This window comes from Nonomuraea sp. NPDC049269 (assembly GCF_043197155.1).
Taxonomy (GTDB): Bacteria; Actinomycetota; Actinomycetes; order Streptosporangiales; family Streptosporangiaceae; genus Nonomuraea.
Genome location: NZ_JBICSO010000010.1, coordinates 77,108 through 90,001, shown reverse-complemented (window position 1 = coordinate 90,001; position 12,894 = coordinate 77,108). Strand labels below are relative to the sequence as shown.

At 69.1% G+C, this 12,894-nt stretch carries 15 protein-coding genes and 1 pseudogene; 9 read left to right on the top strand and 7 right to left on the bottom strand.

What is annotated here, in order from left to right; all coding sequences use genetic code 11:
• Window positions 1-20 precede the first annotated feature (20 nt).
• Complete coding sequence (locus ACGFNP_RS46695; protein WP_393329458.1) at window positions 21-383, top strand: hypothetical protein; 363 nt, start codon at window positions 21-23, stop codon at window positions 381-383.
• Between the two features lie 57 nt (window positions 384-440).
• Window positions 441-878, top strand: coding sequence for a helix-turn-helix domain-containing protein (locus ACGFNP_RS46690; RefSeq protein ID WP_393329456.1), 438 nt, complete (start codon window positions 441-443; stop codon window positions 876-878).
• Between the two features lie 224 nt (window positions 879-1,102).
• Here the strand turns inward: ACGFNP_RS46690 and ACGFNP_RS46685 are convergent, their stop codons facing one another.
• The 4 genes from ACGFNP_RS46685 to ACGFNP_RS46670 form a co-directional block, all read right to left on the bottom strand.
• Window positions 1,103-2,059, bottom strand: a complete 957-nt coding sequence (locus ACGFNP_RS46685; RefSeq protein ID WP_393329454.1) for a tyrosine-type recombinase/integrase — start codon at window positions 2,057-2,059, stop codon at window positions 1,103-1,105.
• A gap of 464 nt (window positions 2,060-2,523) precedes the next feature.
• The gene (locus tag ACGFNP_RS46680; protein ID WP_393329452.1) at window positions 2,524-3,075 is read right to left on the bottom strand and encodes a zinc-binding dehydrogenase; all 552 of its coding nucleotides are present in this window, start codon (window positions 3,073-3,075) and stop codon (window positions 2,524-2,526) included.
• Window positions 3,076-3,178: 103 nt separating this feature from the next.
• A complete protein-coding gene (locus ACGFNP_RS46675; protein ID WP_393329450.1) occupies window positions 3,179-3,340 on the bottom strand; it encodes a hypothetical protein in 162 nt (53 codons plus the stop codon).
• A 269-nt stretch (window positions 3,341-3,609) separates the two neighbouring features.
• Complete coding sequence (locus tag ACGFNP_RS46670) at window positions 3,610-4,233, bottom strand: TetR/AcrR family transcriptional regulator (RefSeq protein ID WP_358341599.1); 624 nt, start codon at window positions 4,231-4,233, stop codon at window positions 3,610-3,612.
• Window positions 4,234-4,371: 138 nt separating this feature from the next.
• Between ACGFNP_RS46670 and ACGFNP_RS46665 the strand changes: the two genes are divergently transcribed.
• Together ACGFNP_RS46665 and ACGFNP_RS46660 are read left to right on the top strand one after the other, a co-directional pair.
• Entirely contained in the window at window positions 4,372-5,187 is an 816-nt protein-coding gene (locus ACGFNP_RS46665; protein WP_358341602.1) for an oxidoreductase, read from the top strand.
• Window positions 5,188-5,295: 108 nt separating this feature from the next.
• Window positions 5,296-6,138 (top strand): alpha/beta fold hydrolase, encoded by an 843-nt coding sequence (locus ACGFNP_RS46660; RefSeq protein ID WP_393329448.1) that lies wholly within the window; start codon window positions 5,296-5,298, stop codon window positions 6,136-6,138.
• A gap of 122 nt (window positions 6,139-6,260) precedes the next feature.
• Here ACGFNP_RS46660 and ACGFNP_RS46655 read toward each other — a convergent pair whose 3' ends face one another.
• On the bottom strand, window positions 6,261-6,470 hold the full coding sequence (locus tag ACGFNP_RS46655; protein ID WP_393329447.1) for a hypothetical protein: 210 nt from the start codon (window positions 6,468-6,470) through the stop codon (window positions 6,261-6,263).
• A 323-nt stretch (window positions 6,471-6,793) separates the two neighbouring features.
• Window positions 6,794-8,434 (bottom strand): FAD-dependent oxidoreductase, encoded by a 1,641-nt coding sequence (locus tag ACGFNP_RS46650; RefSeq protein ID WP_358341611.1) that lies wholly within the window; start codon window positions 8,432-8,434, stop codon window positions 6,794-6,796.
• Between the two features lie 363 nt (window positions 8,435-8,797).
• Between ACGFNP_RS46650 and ACGFNP_RS46645 the strand changes: the two genes are divergently transcribed.
• The 5 genes and pseudogenes from ACGFNP_RS46645 to ACGFNP_RS46625 form a co-directional block, all read left to right on the top strand.
• Window positions 8,798-9,847, top strand: coding sequence for an NAD(P)/FAD-dependent oxidoreductase (locus ACGFNP_RS46645; RefSeq protein WP_358341614.1), 1,050 nt, complete (start codon window positions 8,798-8,800; stop codon window positions 9,845-9,847).
• A 222-nt stretch (window positions 9,848-10,069) separates the two neighbouring features.
• Complete coding sequence (locus ACGFNP_RS46640) at window positions 10,070-11,326, top strand: FAD-dependent monooxygenase (RefSeq protein ID WP_358341617.1); 1,257 nt, start codon at window positions 10,070-10,072, stop codon at window positions 11,324-11,326.
• Window positions 11,327-11,530 carry a hypothetical protein gene (locus tag ACGFNP_RS46635; RefSeq protein ID WP_393329445.1) on the top strand — a complete coding sequence of 68 codons (204 nt, stop codon included), beginning with the start codon at window positions 11,327-11,329 and terminating at the stop codon, window positions 11,528-11,530.
• A 57-nt stretch (window positions 11,531-11,587) separates the two neighbouring features.
• Window positions 11,588-12,064: an isoprenylcysteine carboxylmethyltransferase family protein gene (locus tag ACGFNP_RS46630; RefSeq protein WP_358341623.1), complete on the top strand. Its 477-nt coding sequence runs from the start codon at window positions 11,588-11,590 to the stop codon at window positions 12,062-12,064.
• A 99-nt stretch (window positions 12,065-12,163) separates the two neighbouring features.
• A pseudogene (locus tag ACGFNP_RS46625) lies at window positions 12,164-12,406 on the top strand (M55 family metallopeptidase); the annotation flags it as partial.
• Between the two features lie 186 nt (window positions 12,407-12,592).
• Here the strand turns inward: ACGFNP_RS46625 and ACGFNP_RS46620 are convergent.
• Window positions 12,593-12,889, bottom strand: a complete 297-nt coding sequence (locus tag ACGFNP_RS46620; RefSeq protein ID WP_393330110.1) for a Tn3 family transposase — start codon at window positions 12,887-12,889, stop codon at window positions 12,593-12,595.
• Window positions 12,890-12,894: the final 5 nt, after the last annotated feature.

Sequence of the window (12,894 nt, the reverse complement as noted above, 5' to 3'; positions counted from 1 at the left end):
CTGATGCCTAGACTGGCCATGTGCTGCCGACCGGGACGCCACCTGACCGGGCGTGGGTGGACGTCGCAGTCCCACGCCCGTCGGTTCGGCTGCCGGGGGTCAGCATGGCCGGGTTTCGCCATCGTGCCCCGGCCTTGGTGGACATCGCCATGGTCGCGTACCCGTCCGTCACCCTGCTCGTCGATCTGAGCGAGGGAGGCGTCGTCTACGAAACCCATGGCCGGCACGAGCGCGGCAGTGTCGTCGTCGGGCTCCTCCCCGGCGATCTCCGGGCGGCTGGCTGGGGAGCCGGCCAGTGCCTCCAGATCCGGCTGGAGCCGGTCGCGGCGGCTGCGTTGTTTCGGCGCGTCGACCGAGCTCAGCGGGACGGTGGTAGCCCTTAAGGAGGTCTGGGGCCGCGACGCGCCGTCGCGTCGTGGGACGAACGGTTCACGATCGCGGTGGACATCCTCGGCCGACGGCTGGGTGCCCACCCACCGGTCGATCCGCAGGTCGCCTACGCCTGGCGGCGGACGCTGTCCAGCCGGGGGCGGGTGCGGGTCGACGGCCTGGCGGACGAGGTCGGCTGGAGCCGCAAGCGCCTGTGGTCCCGCTTCCGGTCCCAGCTCGGCATCACACCCAAACGCGCCGCCCGGCTGGTGCGCTTCGACCACGCCGCCCACCTACTCGCGGCGGGTCACGCCGCCGCCCGCATAGCCGCCGAGAACGGCTACGTCGACCAGTCCCACCTTCACCGCGAGGTCGCGACGTTTGCCGGGCTCACGCCCACGGCCCTGGCCGTCGCGCCGTGGCTCGCGGTCGACGACGTTGCGTGGCCGGCTTCATCGCCGACCCAGCGCCCGGCGAAGGATGGCGAACGCATCCGCGACCTTCGTTGAACAGCTTGCCTCCACGATGCGGCTGCCACGCGCCGTGCAGGTGGAGAGACCCGCCGTGTCAGGGCGGTTTCGTCAAAGTCCCCGCGGAAGGTTCGCTGGTCGGGGTCCCGGTAGCAATGAAGAAGTTTTCAACGAAATAGCGTCTGACCTGCGGATAGCCCGGTCTCTGCGGCTAAGGTCTCGATTCGCTTACGGTGCGGATCATGGAGCGACGATCCCTAATTTCAGCGAGGACGTCGGCGTTGGATGGGGTCGGCTTCAGCGGTGACGCGGGCGGAGGTCTCCTCGCCGAGTTGTACGTAGCGGCCGAGGCTGGCCAGGTGCTGGTGGCGGCTCTTGGCCTGCAGCTCGGGCGCGGTGCGGCCGGCTTGCGCGAGATGCTGCAGGGCCGAGTGACGGAGCTGGTGCAGAGTCCATCCCTGGCGGTGCGGGTCGAGCTGGGCTGTGGCGGTCTTGAACAGGTATTCGGCGCGCGGGTAGGACAGCCGGCCATGGCCGGTTACGGGGCAGACGTCGCCGGTTGCGGGCGCCCGGCGGCCGGAGGTGGGGGCGCGCCGGTCGGCCAGAAACACCGGCCCGGCGGTGCGGCCGGTCAGCAGGCGGGGCAGGATCCGGGCGGTGGGGGTGGCCCAGTGCACGTACTCGAGGGCGCCGCCCTTGGAGACGACGCGGGCGCGGCGGAACTCCAGGTCGAGGTCCCCGATGTTGAGGGTGAGGATTTCCTCGGCTCGGGCGGCCGTGTCGTACAGGAGCCGCCATAGCACCCGTTCTCGCAGCGCGTGCGCGGGGTCGGTGAACAGCTTCTCCAGCCGGGCGGCCGGGATGGCCCGATCACCGCGGCGGGCGGGCTTGCGACGCTCCAGCCGCCGGGCCGGGTTGGTGACCAGGAGTTCCTGGCGCTGGGCCCAGGTGGTGAAGGAGACCAGCGCGGACAGGTGCCGGTTCCAGGTGGCGGCGGCCGCGCTCTTCCACTGGTCCATCACCGCGGCGTACTGCTCGGGCGTGAGTGTGGCGACCGGATGCTGCGGCCCGGCCACGGTGGTCAAGCGGGCGAGGGTCTCGGCGTAGCTGGTGCGGGTGGTGGCCGCGGTGAGGGACTCCAGGAAACGGTCGGCGGCGGCGGCGACCGTCGAGCCGGTCGCGGGGTCGGTCGGCGGGCCGGGGAAGGCGACGACGGACACGGGCGACCTCCTCCAGGGCGATGTGACACATAATGTTGCCGAGTCGCCGTCGTGGCGGCGGATGCCGAGCTGGGCGGACATGGGTCGGCAAGGTCGAGTGACAGATAATGCAAGTTCTGTGTCACAGATGTGCGGCGCCATGGGCAGTGGCTAGGTGGTCGTTCGCGACCGGGCCTCGGCGGCCCCATGAGGGGGGCAGACCAAGTACGAGAGAAAGGGATAGTCATGTCGCTGACCAGGGCGATCACACGGCCCCACCCAGCGTGCCGCATGGCTCGCCAGCACGTTCGCCAACGGCGCCAGCGCCTGGCAGATGGTTACCCCCAGACCCGGCACAGAGCGCCACCCGCGCCTTACACCGCACCGGGGCAACGACGTTCGGGAACCTGGTGCCCGCCGAGCCGTCCCGGCTGGGGACGGTCAAAAGGCAACGGGGGTCCACCGACGTCTTGGTCAATGGGTGATCACGATCTTGCCGTTGGCCTTGCCCTGCTCGACGTAGGCGAGGGCGTCGAGGGTTTTAGAGCTGCCAGGGCCTTGAGCTGGGCACCGTCGGCGCGCATGAAGAAGAACGAGTACCGGACGCCCAGTCGCTTCGCCCGGCTGCGGACCTTGCGGCTCAGCACGGCCATGACCGGCTTGAGGAGCGGCTGGCCGAGCTGTGCGGCGAAGGCCGGGTCGGGTGGGCCGACCACGCTGATGGCCAGTCCGCCGGGCTTCAGGACCGTCAGCGACTTCTCCAGGCTGGCCGGGCCAAGCGAGTCGAGGACGACGTCGTAGCGGTTGAGGACGTCGGCGAAGTCGGTCGTGGTGTAGTCGATGGCTTCGTCGGCGCCGAGGTCTCGGACCTTGTCGATGTCGCGGGTGTGGGCGGTGGTGGCGACGTACGCGCCGAGGTGCTTGGCGAGTTGGATGGCGGTCGAGCCGAGGCCGCCGGCGCCGGCGTGCACCAGCATCTTCTGTCCGGGGCGGACGTCGGCGAGGTCGACGAGGCTCTGCTGAGCGGCGAGCGCCACCAGGGGTACGGCGGCGGCCTCGGCGAAGGAGAGCGAGGAGGGCTTGATCGCGACGTCGTCGGCGTCGATCGCGATCGACTCGGCGAAGGTGCCGATCCGCAGGTCACGTGGTCGCGCGGGGATAAAGGTCGTGGCTATGAGTGAGCCTTACCCGGACGAGTTGGTCGACGTGGTGGACCTGTACGTCGATGTCCAGCAGGTTCTGCTCAACCGGCTGGCCGCCGGCGCTGACCTGGGCCGTGTCGTGGTCGCCATGCAGGCTCACGAATTCCTGCAAACGCGGTCCGAGTGGGCGGAGCGGCGGCCGAAGTACCATCGTCTGCTGGCGGCGAGGCGTTCGGCGACTGACCGTGCAGTTCAAGCCCGGCGACAGCGCGCATGCGGTGGAGCAACTCGACTGGATGCGGGCGCAGTTCTTCGCCAACCGCCCAGACGACCGCCCTGCGGCGCGTAAACCTACGGGCCGTGTCTCCGCGGCGTCGAAGTGGGCCGACCGCATCAGATGCCTGTGCGACGAGGCCGGCCGTGCCGTTCTCAGCGGTGGTGCGGGCGAGGCAACAATGCGAACGCGCTCTCCGCAATCGAGGTCAGGCGGGCGGGACTGTGGCCGTACGCGCCGACGACATCGGTCCCGCGGATGATGGTCAGCAGAAGGTACGCGAGGTCGTCAGGATCCGCGTCGGGGTCGATGTCGCCGTTGCGCTGCGCCGCTCGCACACAGTCGGCCACCGCCGTCGTGAGCACGGAGAAGCAGTCGTTGGCCAGGCGTTGCACCTCGGGGTCGGAGGTGCCGAGTTCCAGGGCCATCTTGGCGGCGAAGCAGGCCGCCGCCGCCCGGTCAGGGGCGGGGGGTACATCGGCGGCGAGTGGCACCCCGTGGACGGCGCGGAGCAAGTATCTGTGCAGTCGTTCCAGGGCGCCCTCGTCCGGTCCGGCGAGCGCCTTCGGCGCAAACTGCCCCAGCCGGGCGAAGTAGCCGGCCATCGCTTGCAGCAATACGCCGTGCTTGCCGTCGAACGCGGCGTAGAGGCTGCCGCGGCCCATGCCGGTGGCGGCGCTGATGTCGTCGACGCTCGTGCCGTTGTAGCCCGTGGTGCGGAACTGCCGCTCGGCGGCATGCAGGACGTGGTCGTGGTCGAAGCTTCGTGGTCTCGCCATACACAAAAGGTAGAGCCGACCTGCCGTACTTGACAACTCAGTACAGAACCGCCTAGGTTTCTGACAGTTCAGTACACAACCATCCTGGGATCCCGCACTGGGCACGACGAAGTCATGCCCGCAACCGAAGGAACCAACATGCAGACAGCTTCCCCAGTGGCCCTTGTGACGGGCGCCTCCTCGGGGATCGGGCGGGCGGCAGCGCTCGCCCTCGTGGACGCCGGCTTCGCGGTGGTCGGCACGAGCCGCAACGCGGCGAATGCCGGGCCGCTGGCCGGGGTGACGTTCCTCGATCTCGACGTGGCCAGCGACGAGTCGGTCCGCTCCCTGGTCGAGGAGGTGATCGAGCGGTTCGGTCGGATCGACGTCCTGGTCAACAACGCGGGCGTGGGCGCGGTCGGCGCTGGCGAGGAGAGCTCGATCAACCAGGCCAAGGAGGTCTTCGACATCAACGTCTTCGGTCTGATGCGGATGACAAACGCGGTGCTGCCCCACATGCGCGCCCAGGGCAGTGGCCGCGTGGTCAACGTCTCCTCGGTACTCGGTCTGATCCCAGCGCCCTTCATGGCCGTCTACGCTGCCGCCAAGCATGCGGTCGAGGGCTACTCCGAGTCCGTCGACCACGAGCTTCGCGAGCACGGCGTCCGGATGCTGCTGGTCGAGCCGGCCTACACGAGCACGAGTTTCGAGGCGAGCAGCCTGGCACCCGACTCGCCCCTGCCGGTCTACGCCGCGCAGCGGGAGATCGCCCGAGACGTGCTGGCCACCGCCGTGCGCACCGCCGACGACCCGGACGTTGTCGCGAAGGTGATCGTCGCGGCCGCCACCGATTCCAAGCCTAAGCTCCGGTACACCGCCGGCTCGATGGCCGCACGCGTCAGCCTCCTGCGCCGGATCGTGCCCTCGCGCGCCTTCGACAACCAAATCCGCAAGCTCAACCGGCTGGCCGGCTGACCCCGCAGTACACCCGGCGCCTGAGCAGACGCACATGTCCAAAACCAGAGACACCGAAGCCAGCATCAGCATCTGTCGTCCGAGCGCTCTTGGAGAAGGCTGACACACATGGAGTTCGAACGCGTCACCTTCGACCTGCCACATGGCACCTTTCACGCGCTGCAGGGTGGTGATCCCGATGGTCAACCGACGCTCGTCTTGCACGGCTTCCCGGACCATCCGCCGACCGCGACGCCCTTCCTCGCCGAGCTCGGCCGCCGCGGACGTCACGTCGTCGCACCCTGGCTTCGCGGTTACGCGCCGTCCCCGACCGCGGGGCCGTTCGACCTCGCAGCCCTCACCAGCGACGTGCTCGCGCTGATCGACCGCTGGTCTCCCGGGCGAGCCGTGGAGTTGGTCGGCCACGACTGGGGCGCCGCGATCACATACCATACCTGCGTCACCGCGCCGGAGCGGATCGAACGCGCGGTCACGCTCGCATTCCCCCACCCACTCACGTTCCTGAGCCGGCCGCGCCCCGCTCAGCTACGCCGAAGCTGGTACATGGGGCTCTTTCAACTGCCGGGAAGCGGCTTGATGGCCACCGCCCGCGATCTCGCCCTCATCGACCGCCTCTGGCGTCAATGGTCGCCCAGCCTCTCGCTCGATCCAGCTCTCCAGGTGGAGCTACACGAGCACCTGCGGGCGAGCATGCCCGCGCCCATCAAGTACTACCGGGCGATGCTGCGACCCGGCATGCTTGGGGCGACGCGCCGCCTATCTCAGCCGATCACGGTGCCCCTGCTGCAGCTCCACGGTGCCGACGACGGCTGCATCCTCCCCCCGCAGGTCGACGACCGACATCGGTTCGCCGCCCCGCACGCGCTGGAGGTCGTCCCCGACGTCGGTCACTTCCTGCACATCGAGGCTCCCGAGGCGATCGCGGAACGGATCGCGGCATGGGCCCAGTAGCGGATCACTCGGCCCTCGCGGCGAGACCACCGGGATGGGCGGCGCGGGGCGGACTCTGACATGGCGTTGTCGCCGACGGCGGGATGGGGCGGATCTCCGCCCGGTGACCAGCGATGCAACCTTCAACCCGGTCGGTCAGAACCGTCAGGTGAACGCTGCTCGTCGATGAAGGCGACCATCAGCCGTTGCAGAGGTCGAGCTCCCCGACGAAGAAAGTTGTCCGCCTTCAGAATCGCGTCCTCACGCAGCCGACGGTTCTCCTCGTTCTCCTCGATCGTGACCCCGGGCGCCTCGCCGCCGTCAATCTCGGCCTGGGCGACCCAGCGCCACAACGACTTCTGCCTACCCCGACCTTCTTGGACACCGCCAGCACCGCCACGGTATTTGGTCGGGTACTCGGCACGGTGCTACAGCACCAGCCGGACAGCTCGGGATCCAACTGCTTCGGCATGACATGCATCCCTTCCAACTCAGAAAGAATGCGGCATCAAACCGGCAAGGCCCCGCGAGGAGCATCGACTGCTCCTGGATGCGATCCGGCGCTGGGGCTCGGTGGACGCCGAGCGCGATTCCGCTCCGGTCACATCCGCCGGACCGGGGTCGAGCTGACCCGGCATCCGGAGCTGTTCAACCATGGCTCGCCGTAAGGCTCGGGTCAGAACGTCCTTCTGCTGGCGAGGTAGGCGTGGACTGCGGAGATGACCACGGATCCCTCGCCGACGGCCGATGCCACCCGCTTGACGGAGTCTGCGCGCACGTCACCGACGGCGAACAGCCCGGGTATCGAGGTGGCGAAGCTGTCGTGGGTGAGCACGAAGCCCTTGGCGTCGAGGTCGACACCGATGTCGTGCAGCCAGGTCGTGCAGGGGTCCGCGCCGATCATCAGGAACAGTGCGGCCGCGTCGAGTCGTACGTCCCGGTCGCGGGCGCGGTCGTGCCAGGTCAGCCCGCTGAGCCGGCTGCTGCCATGGACGGTGGACAGTTCGCAGCGAGGGTGCACGGTGATCCGCTCGTGGTGGGTCAGGCGCTGCGCCAGGTAGTTCGACATGGTGTCGCACAGGTCATCGCGGCGGATCAGGACGTGGACGTGGCCGGCGTTCCGCGCGAGAAACAGGGCCGCCTGGCCGGCGGAGTTGGCGCCCCCGACCACGACGGCGTTCCGCCCGGAGACCGAGTTGGCCTCCAGTTGGCTTGCGGCGTAGTAGACGCCACGGCCCTCCAGGTCGGCCAGGCCAGGCAGGTCCAGGCGCCGGTAGCGCACGCCGCTGGCGATGATCACCGCTGAGGCGAGGACGTCGTACTCGTCGTCGAGCCGCACCCGAAACCCGCCGGGCACCTCCGACAGCCCAGTGACTGAGCGGGGTGATAGAAGCCTGGTCCCGAACTTGACCGCCTGCAGCATCGCCGCCCGTGCCAGTTCAACCCCGGACACGCCGCGGTAGAAGCCGAGGTAGTTCTCGATCCGTGACGAGCTGCCGGCCTGGCCGCCGATGGCGACGTCCTCGACGACGACCACGTCCAGTCCCTCCGACGCCCCGTACACAGCAGCGGCCAGCCCCGCCGGTCCGGCGCCCACCACCAGCAGGTCACACCGGGAATCGTCGGCGATGCCCCACAGGTCGATTCCCAGCGCGGTTGCCAGGTCACGCGTGGTCGGCGCTGTCATTACGCGGCGCTGTGGCGTGACAACGGCCGTACCGGTCTCGGGCAAGGCACAGGTCTGCGCCAGCTCCGACCACGCCGACGGGTTCGAGCGCAGCACCGTCCGGTAGGGAATCTGGTTGCGTTCAGCGAAGTCCTGGAGGCGGTGCAGGTCGCGGTCGTCGTCTCCGGCCAGTACCAGACCGCCCTCGCCTTTCCTGCTCAGGAAGCGCCGCCGGGCATCCAAAGCGGACAGCACGACATCGCTCAGCTCCCCCGAGATCTCCACCAGCCGGCGCAGTTCCTCCACCCGAACCCGCAGGATCGCGGTGTCTTTCATGGCCACGCCCTGGAAGACGGCGCGTTGCCCCATCAACATGCCCAGCTCGCCGACGAAGTCACCGGCCTCGATCACGAAGACGACCCGGTCGTCCCGGCGGTCCACGAGGAGCACGCCACCGGTCAGCACGAGGTGCAAGTCGGTGGGATCACCGGCGTCCCACAGCAACTCGCCGGGCGTGGGGTGCAGCTCCTCACCGGATGACCGCAACAGGTCCAGGGCGTGTTGGCTCAACACCGGCCAGGCCTCATCAACCTCGTCCAGCCGACGGGACGAGTAATGGGTCAGCTCGTCCGGCACGGGGATGATGCTCATGCTTCTCCCTTACCTGGCAGGCGAATCGCTCCGGTCACGATTCTCCTCCGCTCGTTTCGCCGGCGTCGGCCCCGACTTCCGCTTCCCCAGGCTCAACTCTCGCCACGGCCATCGCGACCGTGCCCAACCACCACAGCGAGAGCCCTTCCTGGACCCTGACCAGCCTAATCGTTGTTTTTGCGCTGGAAACTACGGGCGGCCCCATACGCAGAAGGTTAGGCCGAACTGCCGTACTTGACAACTCAGTACAGAACCGCCTAGGTTTCTGACTGTTCAGTACACAACCGTCCTGAGCTTGCCGGACCGGCTTGGTCCAGGCGTGCAGGACCGCGACGCCGCGAAGGCGGCTTGGGGGTTGAACTCATGACACAGGTGACCCAGCGACCGCCCTTTGGCGAGGACTCCGCGAGCGATGCGCTGGCCGAGGGGACCGTCGACGCGGTGGTGATCGGCGGGGGCGCCGCGGGGCTGAACGGTGCACTGATCCTCGCCCGCTCCCGCCGCTCGGTCGTCGTGATCGACAGCGGCTCCCCGCGCAACGCGCCCGCGAAGGCCGTGCACGGCTTGATCGCCTTGGACGGCACCCCGCCGCCCGAGATCCTTCGACGGGGCCGGGAGCAGGTGCGCCAGTACGGCGGACGCGTCGTCCACGGCGAGGTGGTCTCGGCCGAGTCTGCCACCCCGTCGGCGGACGGGGACCTGCGGTTCACCGTCACCCTGGCCGACGGCCGCAGCATCACCGCTCGCCGCATCCTGGTGGCCACCGGCCTGACGGATGTGCTGCCGGAGGTGCCCGGGCTCGCCGAGCACTGGGGGCACAGTGTGGTGCACTGCCCGTACTGCCACGGCTGGGAGGTGCGCGATGAGCCCATCGGTGTCCTCGCCATCGGCGCGGCATCCATCGGCCACGCGTTTTTGTTCCGTCAGCTGACCGAGGACCTGACCTACTTCACCCACGGCACTGACCTGGACGAGGACAGCCGCGCCCGCTTCGCCGCCCGCGGCATCCGCATCATCGACACCCCGGTCACCGAGGTCGTCAACGACGAGGACGGTGCCCTCGCCGGGGTGCGCCTGGCCGACGGCCGGGTCGTGGCCCGCCGCGTCCTGGCGGTCGGCCCGCAGATGCAGGCCCGCACCCAGGGCCTGGAAGGCCTGAGCCTGCCGGTGCAGGACCTGCCGAACATGGGCCGCGGTTTCGCCTCCGGCCTGGCCGGCACCACCGAGGTGCCGGGTGTGTGGGTGGCCGGCAACGCCACCGATCCGGTCGCCCAGGTCGGGGCCTCCGCAGCGGCCGGCGCGCTGGCCGGCGCCGACATCAACAGGATGCTGGCCATCGCGGACACCGACGCGGCCCTCCAGGGGATCGCCGAGGTAGGCCCAAAAGGGCCACAGGATGATCTTGAGCCCTGAGATCTCAGCCCGTCACCCGCTCGCCTCACCTTCGTTGGTGGGGAAACCGATCTGTTTTCCCAGACTGGAAACCGATCAGTTTCCAGACGGTTTTCAGCCATGCCCAGCAAGCAAGCAGCAGGAGCGTCCCGCCGAGGTCAACGCCACACTCCTCGACTTCCTCGCCCGCCTCGACGACTCCACACCCTCAGGCTTCCTGAATAGCCGACCCACCCCAACCAGATGCAGGACACGACAATGTCGGAGCGCAATCCCATGGACAAGAACACGACATCGCGACAGCGGGCCCTGGTGGTCGGCCTCGGGATCAGCGGGATCGCCTCCGCGCTGCGACTGCATCGCGCGGGCTGGGACGTGGTGGTGCTGGAGAAGGCCCCCGAGCGGCGCCGCGGCGGATACTTCATCGCCCTGTTCGGGACCGGGCTCGCCGCCGCCGAACGGCTGGGCATCGCCGATGCGGTACCGAATCGCTTCGCTCCGGAAGGCGTGAGCTACGACGTCGACCGCACGGGCCGGCGCCGCCGCGGTATAGGCTACGCCGATGTGTTCGGCGGGTCTCGAATGGTGATGCGGGGCGACATCGAAGACGCGGCCTTCACCGCCCTGCCCGACGAGGTCGAGATCCGGTACTCGACCGTGCCGATCGCGCTGGACCAGTACCTCGACGGGGTGGACGTCGAGATCCGCGACCTGACGACGGAGACGACGACCGTCGAACGGTTCGACCTGGTGGTCGGGGCAGACGGACTGCGCTCGACGGTGCGCCGGCTTGCGTTCGAGCCCGAGCAGAGCCCGATCCGTCGGCTGAACTACATGATCGCCGTGTACAGCCTGCCCGAGCCGGTACCCGGCTACCGCCTACAGGACGGGCTGTACATGGCCGAGGCGGGCCGATCGGCGTGGGTGTTCTCATTCGCCGACCGTCCGCCGTCGGTGCTGTTCTCCTACCGCACCGACGACGTGGACGCCGAGTTCACCCGGCCGGCCATCGACTCGCTGCGCGCCGCCTACGGCCCCGAGCCCACCGGCTCCACGCTCGGTTGGCTGCTCGACCAGTTCGAGAAGGCCCCGGACCACCTGTTCGACTCCGCCGAGCAGGTGCACCTCGACCACTGGCACCGCGGCCGAGTCGTGCTCGTCGGCGACGCCGCGTGGTGCCTGACCGTTTACTCCGGCATGGGGGCATCCACCGGCCTGGCCGGGGCGGACCTGCTCGGCACCATGCTGGAACGCCACCCGCACGACGTGCCACGAGCGCTGCAGGACTGGGAGGACCACCTGCGCCCGTTCATCGACCACCACCTCGGCAGCGGTGTGAGCATGCGCGGTTTCTTCACCCCAGGCAACCGCGCCGAGTTGCTGCTTCGGTCCGTGATGATCCGCCTCGCCCGGCTGCCGATCGCCGGCCGGCTGCTCGCCAAGATGATGACCAACAGGGCGCGGATGAAAAGTCTGGATATCGCCGCCGCTGCAGCGTGAGTGGAGTTCCTCGAATACGAGCGGGAGAACGAGGTCGTCTGGGCCCGCAACGACTTCGTCGAACGAATGCTCGGACGCAAGCCGCGCACGGCTTTCCGCACACTATCACTGCGCACAACGCAGGATCACTGCAACGAACACAGTGCAACTGCCATCGGAGGTCGGGATGAAACCGAAGAACGTGTCACCGCAGCACCTCGTTGAGGGCATCGCCGTCGCTGCATCCGACCAGAGCTGCTCGATTTCGGTGGGGATCCGGCGATGAACGCCCCGGCCCTAGCCCGCGGCGCCGCGGTGCAGGTCAAGGCGCCGCCGCTGTTGTACGGCCTTTCCTTGGCTGCGGCGCTGGCGGTGCACCAGTGGGTACTGCCCTTGCCGCTGTCGCTGCCGGGGCTCACCTACGCCGGGCTGGTTCTGGTCGTGGCGGGGCTGGGGTTGGGCCTGTCCGGTGTGGTGACCGTGCTCGCACACCGCACCACGCTCGCGCCGCACCTGCCGGTGTCGCGGCTGGTCGTGGCCGGCCCGTACCGGGTCAGCCGCAACCCGATGTACACCGGACTGTCGGTCGCCCTCGTCGGCGCCGGCCTCTGCGCCGGGTCGTGGTGGCCGCTGATCGTGGCACCGCTGTGCATGCTGGCCACCTACCGGTGGGTGATCCGCGCCGAAGAGGCCTACCTGCTCGACCGCTTCGGCGCCGACTACCAGCGCTACCGAGCTCAGGTGCGGCGCTGGCTCTGACCCACCCTGCAGGGCCGACAGGCCGGGCTCTGCCCGTGAGCCGACCGCACCACATCTCATCGCTTCCCCCGCAGGCGTGCGGGTGCAGGATCTCGGGGCATGGCCGGCCTGCAGGCCGGTGCCCAGGCGGCGATGTTCGTGGGCTACCACGCCCGCGCCGGCACCGGTGGCGCGGTGCTCGCCCACACCATGGCCGACGCCGTCCTCGACGTCCGCATCAACGGCACCTCGCACGGCGAGATCGGTATCAACACGCTACTGGCCGGCTCCTACGGCGTGCCCGTCGTGCTGGCCAGCGGCGATGAGGCGGCATACGCGGAGTTCAAAGCCCCGGCGCCCCAGGCCGCACCGTGCCGGTCAAACGCGGTCTCGGCCAGCACACGGCCGCCTACGGCATGCTCCACGTCATCGCCGCGCTCACCCAGAACGGGCCGTAGGTACCCAGGGGGTGGCCCGCGCCCGGCGCAAGCCACCCCTACGATCAACCGCCTGCGCCCCCTCCCTGCAGAAGGCGCGGCGCAGAACCTGTCAGGGCGTCAGCCCCAGCTCGCGAAGTTGCGCGGGCCGCAGCGGCCGCCAGCCGCTGGTGTCGAGCTTGGCCAGCTCCGCCTCCACGTCAACATTGATGACGCCGAAGAAGTTGATGTTGTCGCTGTGGCCGGGCGAGATGTGCGACAGGATCTCGTCGCTCACCTCCCGGCCCTGGGAGCGCAGCTCCAGCACCGCTCTGGAATAATATTCTGTCGTCCAGGCGACCACGGAGTTGGTCAGCAGGGTCAGGCACCACGCCTGCTCGGTCTGCTGCTCCAGATGCGGGCGGGTGATCGTGC